The 23,136-nt window shown below is 54.6% G+C and carries 19 protein-coding genes; 4 read left to right on the forward strand and 15 right to left on the reverse strand.

The features are described from left to right. Nucleotides 1-149: 149 nt before the first annotated feature. The 6 genes from K9N21_21755 to K9N21_21780 form a co-directional block, all read right to left on the reverse strand. Entirely contained in the window at nt 150-767 is a 618-nt protein-coding gene (locus tag K9N21_21755) for a chloramphenicol phosphotransferase CPT family protein (GenBank protein ID MCF8146542.1), read from the reverse strand. 62 nt (nt 768-829) lie between these two features. Then, nucleotides 830-1,114: a DUF86 domain-containing protein gene (locus tag K9N21_21760; GenBank protein MCF8146543.1), complete on the reverse strand. Its 285-nt coding sequence runs from the start codon at nt 1,112-1,114 to the stop codon at nt 830-832. After that, the gene (locus K9N21_21765; GenBank protein ID MCF8146544.1) at nt 1,107-1,544 is read right to left on the reverse strand and encodes a nucleotidyltransferase domain-containing protein; all 438 of its coding nucleotides are present in this window, start codon (nt 1,542-1,544) and stop codon (nt 1,107-1,109) included. The genes K9N21_21760 and K9N21_21765 overlap by 8 nt, the downstream gene beginning before the upstream one ends. 427 nt (nt 1,545-1,971) lie before the next feature. Next, entirely contained in the window at nt 1,972-2,538 is a 567-nt protein-coding gene (locus K9N21_21770) for a winged helix-turn-helix domain-containing protein (protein ID MCF8146545.1), read from the reverse strand. Nucleotides 2,539-2,782: 244 nt separating this feature from the next. Beyond that, complete coding sequence (locus tag K9N21_21775; protein ID MCF8146546.1) at nt 2,783-3,538, reverse strand: glycosyltransferase family 2 protein; 756 nt, start codon at nt 3,536-3,538, stop codon at nt 2,783-2,785. A 573-nt stretch (nt 3,539-4,111) separates the two neighbouring features. Beyond that, complete coding sequence (locus K9N21_21780) at nt 4,112-5,104, reverse strand: transglycosylase SLT domain-containing protein (protein ID MCF8146547.1); 993 nt, start codon at nt 5,102-5,104, stop codon at nt 4,112-4,114. A gap of 522 nt (nt 5,105-5,626) precedes the next feature. On the opposite strand from K9N21_21780, the gene tilS reads away from it, so the two are divergent. Continuing rightward, nucleotides 5,627-7,105, forward strand: coding sequence for a tRNA lysidine(34) synthetase TilS (tilS, locus tag K9N21_21785; GenBank protein MCF8146548.1), 1,479 nt, complete (start codon nt 5,627-5,629; stop codon nt 7,103-7,105). A gap of 181 nt (nt 7,106-7,286) precedes the next feature. Here the strand turns inward: tilS and K9N21_21790 are convergent, their stop codons facing one another. Continuing rightward, a complete protein-coding gene (locus K9N21_21790) occupies nt 7,287-8,225 on the reverse strand; it encodes a cyclase family protein (protein ID MCF8146549.1) in 939 nt (312 codons plus the stop codon). Between the two features lie 553 nt (nt 8,226-8,778). Between K9N21_21790 and K9N21_21795 the strand changes: the two genes are divergently transcribed. Together K9N21_21795 and K9N21_21800 are read left to right on the forward strand one after the other, a co-directional pair. Next, a complete protein-coding gene (locus K9N21_21795) occupies nt 8,779-9,117 on the forward strand; it encodes a hypothetical protein (GenBank protein ID MCF8146550.1) in 339 nt (112 codons plus the stop codon). Further along, nucleotides 9,114-9,401 (forward strand): Smr/MutS family protein, encoded by a 288-nt coding sequence (locus K9N21_21800; protein ID MCF8146551.1) that lies wholly within the window; start codon nt 9,114-9,116, stop codon nt 9,399-9,401. The genes K9N21_21795 and K9N21_21800 overlap by 4 nt, the downstream gene beginning before the upstream one ends. 168 nt (nt 9,402-9,569) lie before the next feature. On the opposite strand, the gene K9N21_21805 is transcribed toward K9N21_21800, so the two are convergent. The 8 genes from K9N21_21805 to K9N21_21840 all read right to left on the reverse strand — a co-directional run bounded on the left by K9N21_21805 (nt 9,570) and on the right by K9N21_21840 (nt 21,142). Continuing rightward, nucleotides 9,570-10,820, reverse strand: coding sequence for a hypothetical protein (locus K9N21_21805; GenBank protein ID MCF8146552.1), 1,251 nt, complete (start codon nt 10,818-10,820; stop codon nt 9,570-9,572). Nucleotides 10,821-10,928: 108 nt separating this feature from the next. Continuing rightward, nucleotides 10,929-12,041 carry a mechanosensitive ion channel family protein gene (locus tag K9N21_21810; protein MCF8146553.1) on the reverse strand — a complete coding sequence of 371 codons (1,113 nt, stop codon included), beginning with the start codon at nt 12,039-12,041 and terminating at the stop codon, nt 10,929-10,931. A 62-nt stretch (nt 12,042-12,103) separates the two neighbouring features. Further along, the gene (locus tag K9N21_21815; protein MCF8146554.1) at nt 12,104-12,808 is read right to left on the reverse strand and encodes a hypothetical protein; all 705 of its coding nucleotides are present in this window, start codon (nt 12,806-12,808) and stop codon (nt 12,104-12,106) included. A gap of 142 nt (nt 12,809-12,950) precedes the next feature. Then, nucleotides 12,951-13,235: a hypothetical protein gene (locus K9N21_21820; GenBank protein ID MCF8146555.1), complete on the reverse strand. Its 285-nt coding sequence runs from the start codon at nt 13,233-13,235 to the stop codon at nt 12,951-12,953. A 133-nt stretch (nt 13,236-13,368) separates the two neighbouring features. After that, on the reverse strand, nt 13,369-16,599 hold the full coding sequence (locus tag K9N21_21825; protein ID MCF8146556.1) for an efflux RND transporter permease subunit: 3,231 nt from the start codon (nt 16,597-16,599) through the stop codon (nt 13,369-13,371). 130 nt (nt 16,600-16,729) lie between these two features. Beyond that, entirely contained in the window at nt 16,730-17,977 is a 1,248-nt protein-coding gene (locus K9N21_21830; protein MCF8146557.1) for an efflux RND transporter periplasmic adaptor subunit, read from the reverse strand. A gap of 183 nt (nt 17,978-18,160) precedes the next feature. Beyond that, complete coding sequence (gene mnmG, locus K9N21_21835) at nt 18,161-20,041, reverse strand: tRNA uridine-5-carboxymethylaminomethyl(34) synthesis enzyme MnmG (protein MCF8146558.1); 1,881 nt, start codon at nt 20,039-20,041, stop codon at nt 18,161-18,163. A gap of 108 nt (nt 20,042-20,149) precedes the next feature. After that, entirely contained in the window at nt 20,150-21,142 is a 993-nt protein-coding gene (locus K9N21_21840; protein MCF8146559.1) for a ketoacyl-ACP synthase III, read from the reverse strand. Between the two features lie 377 nt (nt 21,143-21,519). On the opposite strand from K9N21_21840, the gene K9N21_21845 reads away from it, so the two are divergent. Next, a complete protein-coding gene (locus K9N21_21845; GenBank protein MCF8146560.1) occupies nt 21,520-22,911 on the forward strand; it encodes an FAD-binding protein in 1,392 nt (463 codons plus the stop codon). Nucleotides 22,912-23,136: the final 225 nt, after the last annotated feature.

The following is a 23,136-nucleotide window of genomic DNA, read 5'->3' on the forward strand; positions in this document are numbered from 1 at the left end:
CTCTAAACGTTCCGGCACCTTTTGATCACCTGCCTTTCATAAGATAGTCCATTATGCTATACAGGCAATCAGCAGGAATGTCCAGAACTTTTTTCGCTAATCCATCAAAAATCCATTAACAAACCGGTAATGCTCCCGATGGGTAGTGCTCAACGCTGTTTCAGCCACTTTTCCGCTGAAATACTGAAGCCCCTGGGCGTTTTGTGGTGATCAACATACTCCAAGATCCTTTCGGCCGTTTCTTGCGGATCCAGTTTTCCGGTATCAAGAAGCAGATCATAAGTAAACAGCGGATGATACACTTCCTGGTACAATCCGGCAGCCAGTCCGGGAATCCTGTCGCCCCTCTCCTGTTCGCGCCTTAGGACCACCTCCTTTTCCGGCTGAAGACCGATGAAATAAACCTTTTCATGGGATAGGATCTCAAAGTAGGGGGTGATTCGGTTGGCGTCGAACAGCAGCTCATCCACAATCAGATTATACCCCTGCTCTGAAAGCATCCTGTAAAATCTTACAGCAGCAGTATACACCGGGTACATGTAAGGCGAGACAATAAGTCTGGCATGGGTATGGCCGTCCACTTCAGAGGTTTCCAGCCTGATGGCCTGTTCGTCAAAGGGCGGATAATCGCATTTGGCCGGAAAAGCGGTCTGGACCATGGTGTCCACTCCGTAAAGCAGAAGAACACCCCTGTATTTTTCCTGCATGATCCTGGCAACCGTGGTTTTCCCGGCGGACGATGTGCCGTTGAGCAGAATGATCATCATGCCTCGATGGTTAAGATCGTTGGATGGGTGAGTGCTTTATGCCCGTCATAATCAGGTTGATTTTATTCTGCCGAATTATGTACGGAATGAGAGGTTTTCATGTGTGCGAGGGCAGATATTGGACTTCTATCGTACAGGATTGACGGGATCTTGAGGGCATGTCGCTGGCATTTCTCGCCAATATCCAGGCATGTTTCAATCATCATCTGCAGGGTGCGCTCGACAATCCTCTGGATCTTCCAATCATCTATATAGGCTTTTGGAGATATGGATGCGTATTCCCCTATCTGTTTGAGATATTCATCCAAAACGGAGAGCTTTTTCAATATGAGAGGTTTGTCAACCATGCAGGTACCGTCGTTCCAATATGCGGTGTTCCATTTTGGAGAAATCCATGTAGGCCCGCATGGTCTGTGATTCGAAGCGGTGACGGGTAAAAGGGAGGTTGTCGGCCAGGATCAGCCTATTCCGGATTACCCTGGCCCTGAGGCTTTCCGAGGCGGTGTTCAAAAGGATGAGGTCGATATTGTCCGTGCGCAAGATATCGATCAAATCCCCGAGAATTTCTATCCTCTTCTCCGAAAAAGGTCCTTCGGTCAGATAGATGGCGATATCGATATCGCTCAGTGGGCCGCCAGTTCCCCTGGCCTTGCTTCCAAAGAGATAGGCAAAGGCCACGTCGTTTCTTTCTGTGAAATAGTTTTTGACCGCAGCCATCTCCTCGGGCAACATCTGAGGGGGGGCTGTTCGGTTTTTTCCTTGTATGATCATTGTCATGTTCGTTTCGTCGGTTAAAGATTCACCGCAGAGGCGCGGAGAACGCAAACAGACCTGGGATATTTCGGTTGTAACTGATTGCCGATAAACGATGAATATGCTCAGCGACTTCTTTGCCACGAATGACCAGGCCATGTTGTGGGAATGGTCGGCGCGTCAACATCAGTATATGTCATCACATGATGATCATGTCTAATTGCCTTGGATGGGCGACCTTGTGACGTAACCAATCGTATCGGGAACCATCGCATACTGCAAGGTTTGGTTCGGCTTTTCGTAACCAGAGAAGGCGGTATGCACCTGAACCAGTTTGCCCAGCTCCGCCCCGTGGCTTACAGCGGGCTTCAGGCTGTAACCATTTAAATTATAATCTAATTTTGCCCGACACCAGCGTCGAAGATGTCCCGAATATAATGTCCGGGTTGGTTTAATCTGCTGGTTTCCCGGGTGTTCCTTTGGCCTCCCAGATGAGGACGAGGGGTTTTTCCGTGAGACGGGGGAGCAATTCCTCAAACTCGTCTCTTTTTAAGACGAGGGACCGGATCTTCCGCTTGATATATCGTTCAGTTTTTCTGCTCAGATCATTGAGATGATATTGGTCGATATCTCCTACAAGGATCAGGTCCACAATCCCGGTATCCTTGCCCTCGGCATAATCGTCGATCAGATAGGCCCGTTCCAGGTCTCCCAGACGGGTGACAATGCTGTCGATCACCTGATCGATGCCCATGGCCTTGCTCACCATGGAGCGCAATTCCGGAAAAAGGGGATGGTCCTGGTTGGCCATGTAGAGGACCTGTCGGCCATTCCTCTCGGATGTGAGGAGTTGGGTTCGGGTCAGCTGGTTCAGTTCTTCGCGAACCGCATTGGAGGAGACATTGAACTCTTTTGCCAGTTCCCGGAGATAGGCACGGGTCATGGGGTTGAAGAAAAAGCGGGTAAGGAGTCTGATCCGCATCTTGGAGGCGATCAGGCCTGAAAAAAGATTCTCCATGGAATCTCCATGTTATGAGTAGATAATCTGCTCATAACACCTTCAAAATGGTGTGTCAAGGACTTTTAGTGTGAAGGGGTATGGCTTTGAAAGGGCTCTTTCCCTTGAGGACCGGGCCGATACGAGACGCTTTTTGGACCAGGCATATCAGGAAATTTTACATTAACAGAACCTCTTCTCATATTTCACTGTTTCTTGATTTTCCGGGTTTCCGTTCGGATACGATTTCGGAATTTGTATTGGTTCAGTTCTGAATTTCAGGAAATAATTTCGAGGTGATAATATTCATCCTGGCCAGACGGAAGACGCATGCCGTCCATAGGCATCCTATCCCGTACATGACGCTTTTTGGAACGTTGATCGAGGATGCCTCTGGAAAATATCTGGTAGGACAACTGATTTCAGCAATCACGTATCCCATCCAGATAATCTGAGCAAGCATCTGATTGTCAAACACGAAATTGTTTGAGTTGTTTTGGATCGGGAGTTTTTCAAGGAGTTCTCGGGAGAAGGCCCGGTATCCGGTGTGGTATTCGGAGAGTTTGGCCCCCAGGAGGATGTTTTCGACAAAGGTGAGAAAACGATTGGCCGCATATTTCCACGCAGGCATTCCCCCTTTTAGGGCGTACCCTCCCAAGACTCTGGAACCCAATACACAATGGTATAATCCGTTTCCGATCATGGAGGCCATGGCGGGGATTAGTTTCGGGGTGTATTGATAGTCAGGATGAACCATGATGATGATGTCCCCTCCGCTTTTTAGGGTAATGTCATAGCACGATTTTTGATTGCCCCCATATCCCAGGTTCTTGGAATGCACATGGACTACGGCATTGGGGAGTTCTTGTGCGATCTGAACCGTCTCATCCCGGCTGGCATCGTCTACAATGACGACCAGATCGACGATTCCTTGAGCCATGACTTCATCATAGGTTATTTGCAGCGTTTTGGCGGCATTGTACGCCGGCATTACCACGATGACCTTTTTGTCGTTATACACAGCGCTTCTCCGAATGGTTCATATCATGCAGTTGAATCTGACGGCACCGGTGCGTCTTCGCGTTCGGCATGGCGGCGCGGGGTCGAATCTTGATTTGTGAATTATCATGGGCAATTGAAAACATCGGATTGTCGTGCCGCGCGAGGATCTCTGCCTCTCACAGAGGCACAACGCCCGCAGGAGACCTGTAGAAAATAAGATATCGCAGGCAGACAAGGAATGCCAGGTGGAAGTTCCGGGCATTTAGGAAGGCCGACTGCCTTTATGGCAAATTCAGCTGCAAATGTCGTTTTTGAATACCTTTCATGTTCGGTCATTTTATCTGGAGAATCTGCCCTGTCAAGATTATTATCAGCAATTTTCGTGATGGATGTGTAAGGAGTGGTGCAGAGCTTAGGCAAGATGAGGGTCTTTTCAACCACCCAGATACTATATCGCAAAATGGTATTCCATTTTGGAAGCGTCCATGTGGACCTCCGTTAATACCTTTTGATCGCAGCCATCTCCTTTGCCGCAGGTTTATGGTTTCGGAATTTTGCCTGAATCACGCGAAGTGTGATTTTCGTCCGGTGACTATTTACCGGTATAGATGGTGAGCCTGTTGCCCGGGTGGATGGGGCGTGTGGGATCGATCCGGTTCCATATGAGGAGGGCGGGGAGGGGGACGTCGAATTCGGCGGCAATGGATGAGAGGGTGTCTCCTTTTTTGACGATGTAGATCCTGCGGTCCTGGCCCGAATCCGATTCCTTGACCAGTTGGGCGAACCGCGCCTGAAAACCGGCGGATGCCCCCTTGGGGACAAGGATTTGGTGGGTTCCCTGGGCCAGGTAGTATCCCCTGATATCGGGATTAAGGTCCTTGATGACCTTGAATTGTGTCCCGGCCGCCTGGGCCACCAGCCGAAGGGGCGTTTCCCCAGCGCAATCGATGCGGATCCTGTCGAAGGCCAGGGGCGGGTAGTAATCACCGGGCTGAAGTTGGAAGCCGATTTTTTCAGGATGTGTCATGATGAGTTTGATGGCCAGGATGCGGAACAGAAATCCCTGGGTCTCCAGCGGGAGGTAGAGCGCGTAGTAGTTGTCGGTCCGCTGCTCCAGTATCTCGGTCATGAGCCCCTGCTCACCCATATTATAGGCCGCGGCAGCCAGGGTCCAGGAACCGAGTTCGCCACGAAGTTCCTTGAAGTATGTTATGGCTGCCTCTGTGGATCGGAAGATGTTTCGGCGTTCGTCCTTTCGGCTGTCGATGGTCAGGCCGTACTTCCGGCCGGTGGACGGCATGAACTGCCAGAACCCGACGGCCCCCTGAGAGGATCCGGCATGGCACCTGAGGGCGCTCTCGGCAACCGCCACGTATTTGAGGTCATCCGGCAGACCGGCGGATTTGAGCATCGGTTCGATGATGCTGAAGTATCGCTTGGAGCGTTTCAACCACAGAATGACCTGGGGTTCATTCCATGCGGACAGCAGAAATTCCCTTTCAAAGCGCTCTCTGACCTCCGGATTGTCCATCGGTACAGGCTCGCCGCAAAAATCGGGGGGCCGGGCGAGCCGCAGAAAGGACATCAGGGAAGCGGACACCTCAGGGGCGGCCGGAGCCACAGGAGCAACGGCCCAGGTAATACCGATTGTGACAAGGATCAGGATGGCGCGGCGGCAGGCTACGGAAAGTTGCTGAATCTGAATCATGGCATTGAATGCGGAACAGGTAAGGAGTGTGATTCCAATTTTGAAGGCACCGACCCTTGAGAAAAGGCTGCCCCATGATGTTTCGAAATATGAGTCATACTTACACTCTTTATAACAGGTTGGGCCCGGACTGTCAAAGCTTTCCGACCTGTACGTGCTCCTTGGTGAACCAATATCCGGAACAGGTGAAGTCCAACCATATGGGTCGAGGGTCTTTCCGGCTTGCGCCCGGAACAGCTTCCATATAATATGCCCTATGCTCTGGCTGTGTCTCTTTAATTTGATATCTCGGAATTCTACCACGGCAAGGCGTGGTAAACATAAACCCTTTGGCATCGCTTTGGGGGCGGAGCCCCTAAGTTTAAAGATGCCTGCGCAAGGCGTCTGGCCGGGAGGGGCATGGACCCTGTAAACAGGATTGTCAGGAAGGTTGAGACCACCGTCTCCCGCTATGGCATGATCGCGCGGGGCGACCGGGTGGTGGTGGCCGTCTCGGGGGGGGCCGATTCCGTCTGTCTCCTGGACATACTCCATCGTCTCAAAGGGGCCCTGGACATGATGTTGACAGTGGCCCACTTCGACCATGGGTTGAGACCGGGTGCGGATGACCATGAAACAGAATTTGTTCGGGCATTAGCGGCGTCTTTCCATCTGGATGTCGTCGTGAAAAAGGCCGATCCCCCCCTGGATCCGGGGGGTGCCTCGTTGGAGGAAAAGGCCAGGGAACTTCGATATGGCTTTCTCCGGGAGGTCAAGGAAGGATGCGGGGCCCGGAAGATCGCCACCGGCCATACCCTCAACGACCAGGCCGAGACGGTCCTCATGCGGCTGCTGCGAGGGAGCGGCCCGGAAGGCCTCTCCGGCATCCGGCCGGCAAGAAGAAATGGAATTATCCGGCCCCTCATCGGGCTGACCCGTGAGGAAATAGTCTTTTATCTCCGTCAGAGGCGGCTTGAGCATATCACCGACGCATCCAATCTTGAACCCACCTGTCTGAGAAACAGCATCCGACTCAATCTCCTTCCCCGGCTCAGGACATACCAGCCCAGGATCGTGGAGATACTGGACCGGACAGCTGAAATCGCAAGGGCGGACAATGAATGGTTGAATGACCAGGCCGGGTCCTGGATCGCGGAGTGGCGCCAAACCGGTCCGGGAAATGAGACCATCCTCCCCATATCCCGGTTCAGAAAATTGCCTGAAGCCTTGAAGAATCATGTGGTCAGAGAAATGCTAAAGAGCGTGGCGGGTAATCTGCGACGGATAGGCCTGGCCCATATCGAGGCGATCAAGCGGCTGGCCCACAGCACCAGGCCGCAGGTTCAGGTCACGCTTCCCAACAGAATTCGGGTCAGAAAGGCTTATGAAAGACTGATCTTCTCGAAGGGCGTCTCTCCACCGGCCGACACCTACTGCGCCTGTATCGAAGGAACCGGTTCATTTCATATGGACGCCCTGGGCTGCACACTCACCCTTGAGGAGATGGAAACCGGGGGATCTCCTCAGGAGCTTGAGGCCGGACCCTGGACCGCTTGCCTGGACGCAGATCGTATCGTCTTCCCCCTGATGCTCAGGAACTTCCGCCCGGGAGACAGGTTTGTCCCCCTCGGCATGAAGGGTCATAAAAAGCTGAAGGATTTCTTTGTGGATATGAAGATCCCGTCGGATGTGAGGGCCCGCATCCCTCTCCTGGCGCAGGGGGATCAGTTGATCTGGGTCTGCGGTCTGAGGATGGATGACCGGTTCAAGGTCACTGCGAGCACCCGAAGAGTGTTAAGGGCCTCCTTGGATGTATCCGGATCAATGCTCGGGGATGACCTTCGGACGTGGGAACAAGCAAGGGAAGGTCCCTCTCAAGGATCAAGGGTTGATCTTTGAGAGGGCTCCCAAGATCGCGTCAGTGCCGGAAAAACAAAAATAATCCATTTTAAGGCCCTAAAATAAAACTCCTTTGTGGCTTCGTGACTTTGTTTACCCCGTGGCTTCGGAAAATGGTACTGGGGTGTGAGTCCCGCCTGGCGGGATTGGTTGCGAGCATTCGCGTCAGGCACTTTCCATTTTAGGGCATGGGCCTCAACACCCCGTCCTTGTCCCGTCTGTTGGGATGGGGCTGCTTGGGAAGGGGAGCGCCTGGAAGTTCTTCGATGGAGTTTCCATATTTCCAGTCCGGCGGACAGACGGCGATATACCGTGCATAGCCGCCGGTTCCCCCCTCGGGCTTTGCAAAACCGATCAGGATAAGGGCCCCGGTTTCGGGTACCTTATCGAGGTTTGTCATCCCCTCTGCCTGACAGAAATTGTTCTTCAGCAACCAGTTCTCCCCTTCCAGATTAGCCGTCGTGTCGGTATCCAGCGGTTCATGCCCGTGAAAAAGGATTTTTCGTTCCAGATGGAGCAACTTGAGCGCATCCAGTTTGGTTCCGGGAAACGGCTTCTGGGCGAATCGATCGGTCTCTTTCCATTTTTTGTGCCAGTCGGAACGGATGGCCACGACCGACCCCTCGGGGATCTTTCCATATTTCGCTTCCCATGCCTGGATGTCCTCGACGGTTGCATGATACCCGGGGTCCTTTTGTACCTTTTCATGGATATCAATAACCACCAGAGGCCGGATGGAATAGGTGGCGGGCAGATCGCTGATGGTGGCCCCGTATTCATAAAAATGGGCGGGCGGATCCAACTGGGTCCCATACTGGTCGGTCACCAATTCGTAGGAGGTGGCGATGAATCCATGCTTCTTATAATCGAACGGTTCGCCCACCTCGCAGTAGCCCTTGTAGGCCTTGCCGGCTATCGCGGGCTTGAACTTGGCATTCCCGAAACCAGGCCAGACAGCGATATTCGGGCTGAAGGCATGGGTCAAATCCACATATTTAGCTTTCTTCAGGACCTTGTTATAGACATCCCAGAGCTGGGTATCCGCACTGACTGCGGGTGTTACGCCGATACTCAAGAGCAGAACAGCAGATGCAGCAACAAAAACAATCCATTTTTTCATGACCTTTCCTCCTCTTCATTTTTGGGTTGAGAGTCGTCACCGGATAATGGCCTGCAAGGTTGGCTGCATCACCCCCTTTCGTATTCGCCATATGTCGATATGAGTAGGTCCGAAACCCCTTTGGTTCCTTTGGTCTGTCTCCCTGGAAGAATTTTGCAGAAAGAATAATAAAAAATCATCGACAGGGTGTCAAGACAGCATAGTGAAACTTGAAATTGCGAGTTCGGACCTGGGGAAGGGAACCGCGGCACAAGTCGATTCATGGGATCAGGGTTTCCTGATGAATGGAAATGACTGTGGCGGCACCTTTTAACGCTGCCCCTATTTGTCCAGCAATTCTCATGATGAGGCGGACCCGGCGTTAACACTCTGTGTGAGTGGCATCTTGCCATCCCGCCCGAAGATGTAGGCGGGACTCGGAAGCCGCTTCCATACAGCTATTTTCCCAACATGGGAATTGCCCCTATTTGTCCAAAGGGGTTTAAAAAATCCGTTGAATGGGGTAGGATCATTGGAGGGCTGGACAGCCTTAAAAAATGAAAGGAGATCGCCGATGATTCGGGCAAAATTGTGGTTTCGATGTGCGGCCATGCACGATCCGGTGACGCCGGTGGTTGTAAAACCTGCCGTGATCGGGTGGGAGGCCAAGAGGCGGAACGTGGAATTGACCATCGAGCGGGCCTTTAACGGAGATGAACTGGTCCTTCGAATGAAGGGATGGGTGACCGTGGATGTAAAAAAAGTGGTAGAGATCGTCAGAAAATATGGGTTCCTCAAGGTCCTGGATGAACGGGACCTGGTGGTGGAGGTGGAGACCGAAAAGGAGTTTGGGGCCTTGAGCCGCGAGCTGGCGGAGGCCTTCGGCGATCAACTGGACCTGGAAAAGAGATGACAGACACAGATCCCGAACCGGTGGAGATCCCTATCGACGGGGTTCTGGACCTCCATACCTTTGCGCCCGGAGAGGCCTCTTCCCTTGTGGAAGAATATATCCGGGTCTGTCATGAGAAGGGGATCCATGACATCAGGATTATTCATGGAAAGGGGAAGGGGGTCCTCCGGCGGATTGTCCATTCGCGGCTTGAAAGAGACCCCCATGTCCTGGAGTTCGGACTCGATACCGGGACTTCGGGCTGGGGCGCTACCCTGGTGAGGCTTAGACGTGAGCTAAGGTAGGCTAAAGTACTTGAAGTGCCTAAAGTTGCAAGTGACGAACGGGGGAGGTTCAAACAATGGTGAAACCTTGGGGTTTGAAATCCGGCGTCCCGTGCCGTTGGGTTTCGCTCAGCTCTACCCGACTTGCCACTGCTGCTCCAGTCTCGTTCATCGTTCGATGTTGGGCGTTCACTTTTCGTTGTTAGCGCGCGATCCAGCCACGCCCAAGCCAAGGTTAGAAACCATGTGTCGCACGCTCTCGAACATCCGGTCCCGATCCACCGGCATGACCTGTCTGACAATCCATTCCCGGAATTTCCGGCCGGCAGGAAGTGACTGCTTGTAACTGATCAGGTCCAGCTTGATCCCGAGGGCGTCTGCGACCCTTATGGCCATTACCGGCCATATCTCACCGATATCGCCCACCAGAGGGAGACTTCCAGGGATCCTGGCGAACCCGGACATCTCCATGCGGAAGGGAATATGCATGGAGGTGGTCTTTGGAAGTCCCTTGTCCACTGCAGCAGATACCATCCCTGATGATCGCTCCTTTTGCCAGGCCTTCTCCAGATTGGGGTCAAGGTCGATCCTCACGATCTTCTTGTCTCTGAGGGAATAGGTCCATCCCCCTTCCCAGTCCGCCCAAATGCCGTGCCCTGTATACCGTTCAAACGGGCCGTCATGGATCTCCTGGGAGAGGGCCAGGGCCGATTCAATGATCACGTCCGCCCCGGCCAGAAGGTGCGCCATCCGCTGACATCGTTCGGAGATGGGAATGGAGTCGCCGATACAGAGTCCCACCTCGCCGCTCCCTACCAGTTGGGGGACTGTAACGAGTACCGGGATACGGTTTTGTGCCCCCGCCCCTATCATGGTGAAGGGATCTGCGCCGTAACCGGCCACCTGTTCAAAGGGAAGGCCGTATCTCCTGGAAAGGGCGAGGACATCCCGGGCCAGTCGTTCCGTGCGAAGCCCGGTGGGATAGGCCATGTTCCCGGCCACCTTGATGATGGTATTCCCTTTGGCCCGCCGCATTCTCCGATAAAGGGGGACGTCAATATGGACCTCTTGTTGATACGCCTCCAGGACCTTCTCCGGGATGAGACTGATCTCGAATTGGCCGTCGCAGGGGAGCTTGTCCGCATCGACTCTAAAGGCCTTGCCGTCGATCCGCTTGACCCTTTCCAGGGCGCCCCCCATCTCATGGCCGATTACCGCAGAGCTGGTGGAGACCCCGTCGATGATCTTCTTGTGCATCAGTTCGGCAATGAGGGTCGTTACCCCTTCGTGGATATTGGGACCGCTCCCCACCACGGCCACCACCCTGCCGCCTCCCTCCTTGGCCTCGACGATCGCCTGTACGGTCTGGTCCACCCGGGTCCGGGTCTTTGGGGCAAGGTCCGCGTACATCCTGTCGATGGTCCCGCGGTCGATATTCATCGGGATGCTCCCTTCCTTGTAAGCGTCTATAGTGAGCTAAAGTGTTTAATTATCTTATGTTAAGGACACTTGTGCCATTCTGAGAAATGGCAATGTTTCTCCACTTCCTCACACTTTTTCAGGACTCGAGACAGGCGTGAAAGCGATTTCCCGCCTGATGGTAATGTCCCGTTTCGGATAAGGGATCTCTATCTTTTCCTGATCAAAGACCTCTTTCACCCGATCCGTGATATACGAGATGGTATCCATCCGCTTGCGGGGGTCCCGGATCCATACCCGGGCCTCCAGGTCTACGGATGACTCCCCGAAGTTCTTGACCACCACCTTGGGCCCGGGATCCTTCATGACCCACTCCAGTTCCAGACTTACCTGAATAATCAGGTCTTTCGCCTTCCTGGTATCCGCTTCATAGGAGATCCCGATCGGAATCCTGACCCTTATCTCTTCGGAAATAGCCGTATAATTGACAATATCCCGGTTCATAAGGATGTTGTTGGGAATGATGACCACGATGTTGTCCGTGGTCTTGATCTTGGTGGCCCGAAGCCCGATATCCACCACATCGCCCCAGGAGGCGGAGTTTTTGGGGGCGGACCAGAGCTCGATGCGGTCCCCCACCTTGAGGGGCCGATCGATGATCAGGAGGATGCCGGAGATGAGATTGGAGAGGGTGTCTTTGGCGGCGAACCCGATGGCGATGCCGGCCACGCCCGCGCCGGCGACAAAGGGCATCACATTCAGGCCGAGCCGGTCCATCGCCATGATGGCGCCGGCCACATATATGGCGATCCCGGAGAATTTCTTTGTCAGATCCACTATGACATCGTCCATATGGGTGTCTGTTCTTGCGGCCAGGTTTCGTTCCAGATAGGGGATGAGGCTGTTGACAATGCTGCAGGCAATGGACGACAGCAGCATGATCATGAATGCCCCGAAGATTCGGTTCAAGAGATCGGATTGGATCAGGTTGATAAGGGCCATCCCCACAAACAGGTAGACCGCGTAATGGCCGGCCCGCCGAAGCAGGTGGAAAAAGCGGTCGCTGGTGCTGAAAAAGGGACGGTCCTTAAATCGGTCTTCTACGCGCCTGATGATCAGACTGATCAGCCACCAGACCACAGCACCGGCGATGAATATGCCCACAATATGCAGCGCACCGGTCAGGAATCGTTCCGGGTCGGCCATGAATTGGTCATAGGTTTCCTCAAAGGGGATAGCCATGATTCACCAGGGGGTATGCGACAGGGTCCTGCCGGTACAGGTCGATGCCAGGGTTAATTCCTTTACCGTTCCACCAGCAGGTACCGGTCTGGTTTCAGGCGGGCGAAGATCGTAGCCCCGGGGCAGGGCGCAACGAATTTTTTCTCAAACCGGCTCCCCAATACCTGGAAGAGTTCCACGCAGCAGGAACAGAGAAGGGCGCTCCGGTCAATGGAATAGGGAATTTTCCGGCCGTCTTCCCGGACGAAGAAGCGGGGATGAATAAAGTTGGCATGATTGGCCGTATGGGATCGATACAGGATATCGTAATCCTGGATATCCGAACCGAGCCTCCTGGCCCACCTCAGATAAATCCGTTTCTCGGTCTCCTCCACATGCTTCCAGTCTTCGGGCAGCCGCTCTTTGAGCTGAGAGTCCTCGTAAAGTATTCTTTTATCCTCTGCAGAAGCCAACCTTGGCGGTCTGAAATCTGATTCCGTAATGACGGCAGCCCGCAGGTCCCGATGATTTTCCAGTTCAAAGGAGCTGACCACCAGGTAGAGGCCGTTTTTGTCCGAGGTCCTGTACCAGCTTCCCTGTCTGCCGCAGGTATCGTTCCAGACTTCAGGGGGAACAATGGAGATCTTGTTGATGATATCGAGGGGGGTGCAGACAATCCCCTTGGCCGTCTTGACCTTGATTTGTCGGGAGGCCAGTTCATCTCTCAAGGCCTCTGATTCCTCTTCCGTCATCCAGTAGATATATTTTTGATATGGTCCCCGTTCCATGGACCCTTCACCTCCCTCGCACATCTATTCGGCCGGGATCATCTAATGCGGATAACCGCAACCCTGACGGTTGTGCGCAGATGGAGTATCAGATCTTCTTGTTTTTCGTGAGAGAAAACTTACCAGGTATTAATGCCCATACTCAGGGCGTGATCTGTTCCAGGACCTTGCCGGAGGCGTCCAGGACAAAGAGCCGGAAACCCGCTTCAGCCGCCTTGGGGGCCAGGGTCTGGTATTGGATGGCCTGAACCTCGTATTTGATCCCCTGGTCCCGGGCCAGAAGCTTCAGCCCGTCAAGGGCCGCATCCTTTTCGAGCCAGACGGGGATGAAGGATATCCCTTCTTTCTCATCCCGCTGCCCCAGAAACTGTTCGTTTTCGCCCGGATCTTGAACCACCACCCAGATCCACTGGTCATTCTGAATCATGTTCCTCATACCCTCCTTTGATGGGATGCGCTATTCTGGTCATTATCTTCCCGTTCGTCAACCCTTAACCCGGAAGAGCCGAATCAACAAAGTCTCACACGGAGACGCAGAGACACGGAGGAAACTCAATCCCTCAATCCCCATTTCCGTCTCTCGGTTTGAAAAACGGCTTGAACTCCTCGTAATCGAACGCCGCGTCGATCTCCCTCAGGGTATCCGCCTTTCTCCGTTTGCGATGCCGTACGAGATAGCCGATGTCCTCTAAAATGGCATAATACGCCGGAACCATGGAGAGGATCAGGATAGTGGAAAACGCCAGGCCCCACATGATGGCCGTGGCCAGGGGGGCCCAGAAGACCGACTTGCCGCCCACGCCCAGGGCCATGGGGGCCAGACCGCAGATGGTGGTGAGAGAGGTGAGGATGATCGGCCGCATTCGCACATGGCATCCCCTTAAAATGGCCAGATAGAGTTCTTTCGGATGTTCCTTCCTGTACCGATTGATAAAATCGATGAGGACCAGGGAGTCGTTGACCACAATCCCGGTGAGGGTCAACAGACCGATCAGGGTAACAAAGGTCAATGGATTGTTGCTTACCAGAAGTCCTACCATGACCCCCAGGGTGACAAAGGGGATGGTGATCATAATGATGAAGGGCTGGGTAAAGGAGTTGAACTGGAGCGAGAGGATGAAGAATATGAGGAAGAGGGCCATGATGCCTGCCTGGCCCAGTTCCATGAGAGAGGAATTGGTTTCCTCCTGAAGACCCCCGGCGATCATCCTCGCCCCCGGAAAATCGGTCCGGATTTTTTCGAAATAGTCCTTTGCCACGGCATTGGCCCTGACCGCGGTCATCTTTTCACCGCTCAGCTGGGAGAAGAACCCGGTCGACCCCTCGGGTGTATCCTGTACCTCCCTGATGTTGGCTGTCAGGCGGACGGTCCGCTTGCCGTTGTAGTGATAGATATTGTGAAACCCCGGGGTCAGGCGGATATCGGCCATTTCCTTGAGCGGCACCTCCCCATATCCGGGGACCACGATCATCATGTTCACCAGATCGTCGAAATCGCGGCGGAATTCGGGGAGGTACTTCAGCTTGACCTCCTGTTCTTCCCGCCCCTGGTTGTACGTGGCGACGGCCAGCCCGTGGAATGCGGCCTGGACCGCCATGACCAGATGGTTCTGGTCGATCCCCAGTTTCTTGGCCTTGGCCTCGTCCACGGTGATCTCCATGAACTGCTTTTCCCTGGAAAAATCGTCCTGGATATCCACGATTCCCCGATGTTTTGCCATCTCTTCCCGGATCAGGCGGGATATTCCGGCGGAACTCTCCCATTGGGGCGACTGGATTTTGATATCCACATCCGCGCCCACCGGAGGGCCTTCGATCAGGCGTTCCAGGACGAATGAGGTGGCCCCCAGGGAGGTCAGGAGGTGTCCGGCCTCTTCCCTGACCCTGTCCATCAACTCGACCACAGAGTGGTCCCGCTCTTTTTCGTCCTTCAGGATCACCATGAGCATTCCGAAATGGGTTCCGTAGATCGGCTCATAGTTGATCTCTTTCATCCCTGCCACGGCAATGGGGGCCTTCAGTTCATCGCCGATCCGTTCCCTCACCAGATCCGAGAGGGCCATGAGTGTCTTCCTGGATCTTTCCAGGGTGGAGTTGGCCGGCAGATCGAAATAGATATTGAACCTGGGGAACACGTCGCTCTTCGGGAACATCACAAAATCTGTCTTGAAATAGAGAAAAAAGGCCAGGGCAGTGGAAAACAGGATAAACAGGACGGAGATATAGCGATGACGAAGGATGACCCGCAGATAGGGGTAATAGATTCTTCTGACCGGGTGGAAGATGTCGAACCGTGGTTTCCGCTTTTTTCCGTCACCGGTTTTCGGTGTCAATTCAACCACATGGGATGGAAGCATGAAGAAAACCTCGAAGAGAGAGGCGGTCAGGGCAAAGATGACCACCTTGGGGAGGTCGGCCAGGTACCGGCCGATGACGCCGCCCACCATGACGAGGATCGGGAAAAAGGCGACCATGGTGGTGGTGACCGAGGCCAGGACCGGGGCCAGGACCTGCCGGCTCCCCTCCAGGGTGGCCTGAACCAGGGACTTTCCCTTCTCTATATGACGGTAGATATTTTCGAGTACCACAATGGCGTCATCCACCACGATGCCGAGGACCAGGATCAGACCAAAAAGGGTCAGGGCGTTGATGGAAAGGCCGAAGGCCTTCATGAGGATGAATGTCAGGAGGAAAGATACCGGGATGCCCACAGAGGCAAAGAGGGCATTCCTGATCCCCATGGAGACCCATAGGACCAGGAAGACCAGGCCGATGCCGAACATGCCGTTGACCTGAAGCTCTTTGATCCGCTTCTTGATTTCCCGGGACTGATCGAAATAGAGGGTGGTCTTGAGACCGGGGTACTGGGCCGGAATCTCGTTCATGAGCCTCTTGACGTCGTCCACGATCTGAATCATGTTGACGTTCTTTTTCCGCTTGATGCCCAGGACCAGGGCGTTTTTCTTGTCGATAAAGGTCAGGGTCCAGGGCTTTTCCAGGGTGGGCGTGATCCGGGCGAGGTCCCGCAGGTATATTGTTCCTTTGTCGGTGCTCCGAAGGACAATCTCTCCCAGGTCCTTGGGATCTTGAGGCTCCCCCACCATGCGGATGGCGGTTTCGTGGGCGTCCATCTCCACTGTGCCGCCGGGAAGATTTCGAGTGCGCTCGGCAATGGCCTGGGCCACTTCGGGTACGGAGATGCCATAGGCGGACATGCGGCGGGGATTCAATTCGATCCATATTTCGGGTTCCCGCTCCCCTACGATATCCACCTCTGAAACCCCCTTAATGTTTTCAAAGGCGTCGGCCACGTCGCGGGCGACGTCCTGAAGCTGCATCATCGGGATCTGACCCGAGAGCCCCACCATGCATACGGGGAAGATGGCAACATCGATCTCGATTACGATCGGGACCTCGGCCTCTTCAGGGAGGTTGTCGACGCGATCCACCGCGTTCCTCACCTCCTGCATGGCCTGGTCGATCTCATAGTCGTTGAGCTGGGTGTTGAAGTAGACGTGAATCTTGGAGGTGCTCTCGTAGGAGCTGGATTCAAACCGGCGTATTTCGGATATGCCTTTTAATTCGTCCTCGATCTTCTTGGTCACCAGGCTTTCCATCTCCTCGGGTGAAAACCCCGGGCAGATGGTGATAATCAACCCCTCGCCGATGGTGATGTCCGGATCCAGGAATCGCGGCATGGACCGATAGGCATAGATGCCGAAGATCAGGATGAGAAGGAGGGCCATCCGAACCACGATGGGCCTCGATAGGCTGAACCGGGTGAGAAACATAGCAAGAAGCGCCTAAAGTAAGGTCATGTGACTAACGTGAGCTAAAGTTTACCCTGTGAAATGCGAAGCCTATTTCTCCGGGGTGCCCGGAGATCAACGCGCCTGACGCCTAACGCCTAACGCCTTACGCCTACTGCCTCACCTTCACCGCCTCCCCCTCCTTGAGCCCCGAGGGATTGGTAATAATCAGGTCCTGGCTTTGGAGACCCTTCAGTATCTCCACGCGGTTTTCGTAGTAGGCCCCCAGGGTGACCTCTTTAAACCGGGCCTTTTGATCCTCAAAAACATATATGCCGATTTTACCGTCTTGTTCCGAGAGCCAGGCAGAGGGGATTTTGACCACCTTCTTGCCGGCTGCAGCAGGAAGCCTGACCCTGACGGTCATTCCGTCGGCCATGGCCTGAATCGGGTTGTCCACCACCAGTTCCAGGGGAAAGGCTCGGGTAGAGGTGTCGGCAGTGGGTGAGAGAAAAAAAACCCGGCACGAGAATTCCTCCCGGGGAAGGGCATCCACGGTAAAGGGAAATTGTGTGTGATCCTTGAGCAGGTGGACGTCCTTTTCACTGAGGGATAACTTTATTTTCATCCGGCCCAGCTCAACGATCTCCGTGATGGGGGTCCCCGGCAGTATCACCTCCCCCTGTTCCACTTCCCGAAAGGCGATAACCCCGTCACAGGGAGCGCGAATCATCGATTTTTTCAATCGGTCTTCGGCCAGGGCCAGGACCGCCTCTGCCTGGGCCAGCGCGGCCTTGGCGGAATTTATATCTTCGATGCGGGGACCTTCCAGGGCCATGACCAGCTGCTGTTTCGCCGATTCCATATTTGCCCTGGCCGTTGTCAGCTGTCGTTCCGCGGTGTCGTAACTGCTGTTGGAAACGGCGCGAATGTCATAGAGGCGCTTTATGCGCTCATGGTTCTTCTCGGCCTCGAACAGGGCCGCCTCCGCCGCACTCACCGCAGAGGTGGCGATCTGAATCTCCTGGGGCCGGCTTCCCTTTTCCATCTTGTTCAGCCCGCTTCTGGCGGCTGCGACGGCTGCTTCGGCCTCCTTCACCTGGAGTCGTGCGCTGACAGCGCCGACCTCGGCAAGGAGCATTCCCTCCCGAACCCGGTCTCCCTTTTCAAAGGACAGTCTTTCGATGAGCCCGCCCAATTCAGCGGAGACCGTCACCTTTCGGTGCGCAGTCATCACGCCCACATATTCCATGCTCCCTTCAGGGGCGGACGCCTCGACAGGACAAATGTTGACCTGTTTTTCTGCAGGTGGGTCCGCCTTCTTATCCACACCGGTTTCGGCCTCCTTGCCGCAGCCATACAGACAAACCAGAAGGGCTCCCGCCAGAAGACAGGCTGTCTTGATGATGTGGTTAGACACGTTGTTAATCCTTCAAAATAGGCGCAAGGCGCGAAGTTTAGGGCACAAGGTATTGGCTGCAAGCTTCAGAGAGTATTGCAAACACCCTGTCTCCTGTGAGCGCTCAATCCCGGCATCCCTCAATTTTTCAATCCTATCAACTCCTCAATCCTTCAATCCCTCAATCCCTCAATTCCTCAATTCCTAAATTTCTTGGTTCCTCAATCCCTTCATATAGACCTGAATCGCCATAATGGCCGCGGGCGTCACCCCGGAGATTCTGGAGGCCTGGCCCAGGGAGATGGGCCGGATCCGGCCCAGTTTTTCCCTTACCTCATTTGTGAGCCCATGGACCGATCCATAGTCCATTTTCTCCGGAAGCCGGACGGTTTCCATCCGTTTCATTTTTTCCACCTGACGTTCCTGACGTTCGATATACCCCTCATATTTGATTCGGGTCTCCACCTCCAGGGCCACATCCTCCCGGGTCCGGGAAAGTTCCGGATCGAAGCGGGAGAGATCCTCAAAGAAGACGTCGCTCCGCCTCAAGAGCTGCTCCAGTGTCGTGGCATTCCGGATGGCGGCAGCGCCCAGGGCCTTGAGCCTGTCCAGGGTCACGGGATCCGGTTTCAGGGTGACGGCCCTCAGTCGTGAGCAAAGCTCCTCGACCTGGTCCCGTTTTTTGCAGAACTCCCGGTAGATCTCATCGGAGACCAGCCCCAGTTCCCGGCCCTTGTCCCTGAGCCTGAAATCCGCGTTATCCTCCCTTAGAAGGAGGCGGTACTCCGCCCGGGAGGTGAACATCCGGTAGGGCTCCCGGGTCCCTTTGGTCACCAGGTCGTCGATCAGGACCCCGGTGTAGGCCTCGGATCTGGAAAGGATGAAGGGCGGATCGCCCCGGACCTTCAGGACCGCATTAATGCCGGCCATCAGGCCCTGGGCCGCGGCCTCCTCATAGCCTGAGGTTCCGTTGATCTGGCCCGCATGAAACAGCCCTTTCACCAATTTGGTCTCCTGGGTCGGGGTCAACTGCATCGGATCGATATAGTCATATTCGATGGCATACCCTGTCCGCACGATCTCGGCCCGCTCGAGTCCGGGGATGGAACGCACCATCCGAATCTGAATGTCCACGGGAAGGCTGGTGGGGAGTCCGTTGGGATAGACCTCTGTGGTGTTCAATCCTTCCGGTTCCAGAAACACCTGGTGTCGCTCTTTGTCGGCAAAGCGCACCACCTTGTCTTCGATGGAGGGGCAGTATCTGGCGCCCACCCCTTCGATAATCCCGCTGAAAAGGGGGGACCGGTCCAGCCCCTCCCGGATAATGCTGTGGGTGTCTGAGTTGGTATAGGTGATGTGACAGGGGACCTGGGGGAGCGGGATGTGGGTGGTCGTAAATGAAAACGGTTTGGGGATGTGGTCTCCGGACTGGACCGCCAATCCCTCATAGTCGATGGTCCGGCCGTTCAGTCGCGGGGTGGTCCCGGTCTTGAGCCTCCCCACCTCAAACCCGAGGGATGCCAACTGCTCGGAGAGCCGGACAGAAGGCGGGTCTCCCATGCGGCCGGCGGGAAAGTGATCCAGACCCACGTGGATGAGACCTCTCAGAAAGGTCCCGGCGGTCAGGACGACGGTCCGGGAGAGGAATTTTTCATGGATCTGGGTCTCCACCCCGTACACGCGTCCATCCCGTATCAGGAGATGGTCAACCATGGCCTGCCGGATATCCAGATTGATCGTGTTCTCCACAACCGACTTCATTCGTTTACGGTAAAGGTCCCGGTCGTTCTGGGATCTTGAACCCTGCACGGCCAGCCCTTTGCGCGTATTGAGCCGTCTGAACTGGATTCCGGTCTGGTCGGTATTCCGGGCCATCTCGCCGCCCAGGGCGTCGATTTCCTTTACCAGATGCCCCTTGGCCAGGCCCCCGATGGCCGGGTTGCAGCTCATGGCTGCGATCTGGTCCAGGTTGATGGTCAGAAGGAGGGTCGGGTGCCCCATCCTTGCGGCCGCCAGGGCCGCCTCGCAGCCCGCGTGACCCGCCCCCACCACGATCACATCGTATGTCTTGCTATAGGTGGACATTTCTGGATACTGGATACTGGATGCTGTATACTGGCCCCCAGGGTTCAACCGGTCTCAGCGGTCCCAGGGTGCCAATATTCAATTATCGATCGAAAAGGGTCAATCCTGTCACATACTCCATTTCATAATCGAGGCCGCCCAGGTCAATCCCGCCCCAAAACTGACCAGCAGCACGTTCTTGCCTCTGCTCAGCAGACCCCCCCGCCAGGCCTCATCCAGGGCGATCGGTATGGAGGCGGAGGAGGTATTCCCGTATTTATGGAGATTGGTGAATACCCTGGTCATGGGGACTCCGATGTTGTCCGCCATGGCCTGAATAATTCGGATATTGGCCTGGTGAGGGACCACCAGATCGATCTCGTCGCTCGAGAGGGAGTTGTGCTTCATGGCGTCTTTTGCAATGGATGACAGGCATTCGATCGCCCTCTTGAACAAGCGGTTGCCGTTCATGTTCAGATGAAACGGCATTTTGCTCAGGCCTTGAAGAATAGTGGGCGTATAACCGTTTCCATCGGAAGAATAAAGGAGATTCCACAACTTGCCATCCGACTTCAGATGACTGGAAAGGATCCCACCCTCTTCCTGGTTGGCCGTCACCACCACGGCCCCGGCCCCGTCCGCCAAAAGGACGCATGTGCCGCGATCATGCCAGTTGACAACACTTGAAAGACGGTCCACGCCTACCACCAGGGCCTTTTTGCAGGTCCCGCATTGAATGGCGTTATTGACCGTGTTGAGTGCATACAGGAATCCCGAACACCCGGCCGAGACGTCAAATGCCACGGCGTTCTCTGCGTTCAGGGCCTCTTGAACCATACATGCCGTTGAAGGGAACTGGCAATCCGAGGTGACGGTGCCGACGACAATCATGTCCAGTTGATCCGCATCGACCCCCGCCATCTCCAGCGCCTTTTTTGAAGCCTGGGTCGAGAGGTGGGTGGTGGTTTCATCCCTGTCAGGAGATGAGATGCGTCGCTCCTTTATTCCGCTTCGGCGTACGATCCACTCATCGGTTGTGTCTACAATGCCTTCCAGATCCTTGTTGGACAGTATCCTTTCAGGTACCGACAGACCTGTCCCAATGATATGTGCCCGCTTCATCATTTCCTAAATACCTCTTATTTTTCTAAGCAAATTCATTCTACTTTGACCAAAGCAAAATTTAACTTTATACCAAAAACAAAGGGAATTTGATAGTATTAAATGAGATGGTGAATAAAAAGGCCTCTCCACATCTCTTGCCCCTTCAAAACACCCTGCAGAAATCTTGACAAACGGCGAGTCGGCGAATATGTTCTTTCAATTTTGGAGGGGTGACCCTGTTGGCGAACCTCGAGGAAGCAAGCTTCCCATTATCGCCTCTTCGACCCATTTCATCAGCTATTTCAATATGTAGCCGGTATCAGCAACAGAGATCAGAGATCAGAGGTGGAAAAAGACTTTTTTCAGCAACCCCAACCCGGCATAAAGAGATCCTTATGGATAAACACCTGCTCATTGAATCTTTGAAAGAGATCGTGGGAGACGCGTATGTCCTGTCATCGGATATGGACCTTACCCTCTACAGCTATGATGCCTCTCTGGAAAGGGCCATGCCCGACGTGGTGGTACTGCCCGATACCACGGAAGAGGTGTCCAGGATCATGGCCCTGGCCCACAGGGAAAAAATCCCCATCCTGGGGAGGGGATCGGGCACAAATCTGACCGGAGGGACGGTCCCCGTTGCCGGGGGAATCGTGGTGCACTTCTCGCGGATGAACCGGATCCTGGAGATCGATATCCCCAATCGCACGGCCATTGTGGAGCCGGGCGTGATTACCCTCGATTTTCAAACCCAGGTCCTGAAAAAAGGGTTTGTGTACCAGCCGGACCCGGCCAGCCAGAAGGTGTCCACCCTCGGCGGAAACATCGGGGAGAACTCGGGCGGACCCCACTGTCTCAAATACGGGGTGACCACCAATCATGTCCTGGGCCTGGAGATCGTCCTGGACGACGGCGCGGTCGTCTGGACGGGCGGCAAATGCCCTGACAATTTCGGTTATGACATCAAAGGCCTTCTGGTGGGAAGCGAAGGGACCCTGGGCCTGGTCACCAAGATCATGTTGAAACTGGAGCGGGCCCCGGAAGCGGTCAAGACCATGCTGGCCATCTACGACACCATCCAGGACGGGGCCAATACGGTTTCGGCCATCATTGCCGAGGGGATTGTTCCGGCCACCCTTGAGATGATGGACAATATTGTTATGCGGGCCGTGGAGCGAACCATCAAGGTGGGCTATCCCCTGGACGCCGCCGCGGTGCTCATTATCGAACTGGACGGAATGCCCGAAGGGATGGATGGACACGCGGAAAGGATAATGGAAATCTGCAGGAAAAACAATGTGCGGGAGGTAAAGCTGGCAAAAGACGACGCAGAGCGGGCCATTCTCTGGGCCGGCCGAAAGGGCGCCTTTGGGGCCGTGGGACAGGTCAGGCCCAGTTACGTCTGCTGCGACGGGACAGTCCCGCGCACCCGGCTCCCGGAAGTCCTGAAAAAGGTCCTTGAGGTGGGCAAGAAGTATGATGTCCCCATCGGCAACGTCTTTCATGCGGGGGATGGAAATCTTCATCCGCTCATCATGTTCGACGACAGGGATCCTGAAGAGAAGGCGAGGGTATTGAAGGCCTCTTCGGAGATCCTGAAGCTCTGCGCCGAGGCCGGCGGGACCATCAGCGGCGAGCATGGCGTCGGTCTTGAGAAGATCAGCGAGACCTGTTTTATTTTCAGCGACAAGGACCTGGAATTCGAACGTTCCATCAAACATGCCTTCGACCCGGACGATATCCTGAATCCAGGCAAGCTGATCCCGGATTCGCCCTGCGAAAGGTAGTTTATTATCACACAAAGCCACGAAGCCACAAAGGGGGTTTATTTTAGGGCCTTAAAATGAATTTTTTGAATTTTTGTGTTTTTCTCCGTGTCTTTGGTGCGCCAGGCTAAGCCTGGCTGATCTTGTAACCTGAAAGGAGGTTACCCTGTTAATTGCTCGTTCAGCAGGTAGCGGAGCGGGCGGCCCGCGGAGTAATCCAAAGGGTCGAAGCCCCGCCGAGCGAAC

The organism is Deltaproteobacteria bacterium (assembly GCA_021737785.1).
Lineage (GTDB): Bacteria > Desulfobacterota > DSM-4660 > Desulfatiglandales > Desulfatiglandaceae > AUK324.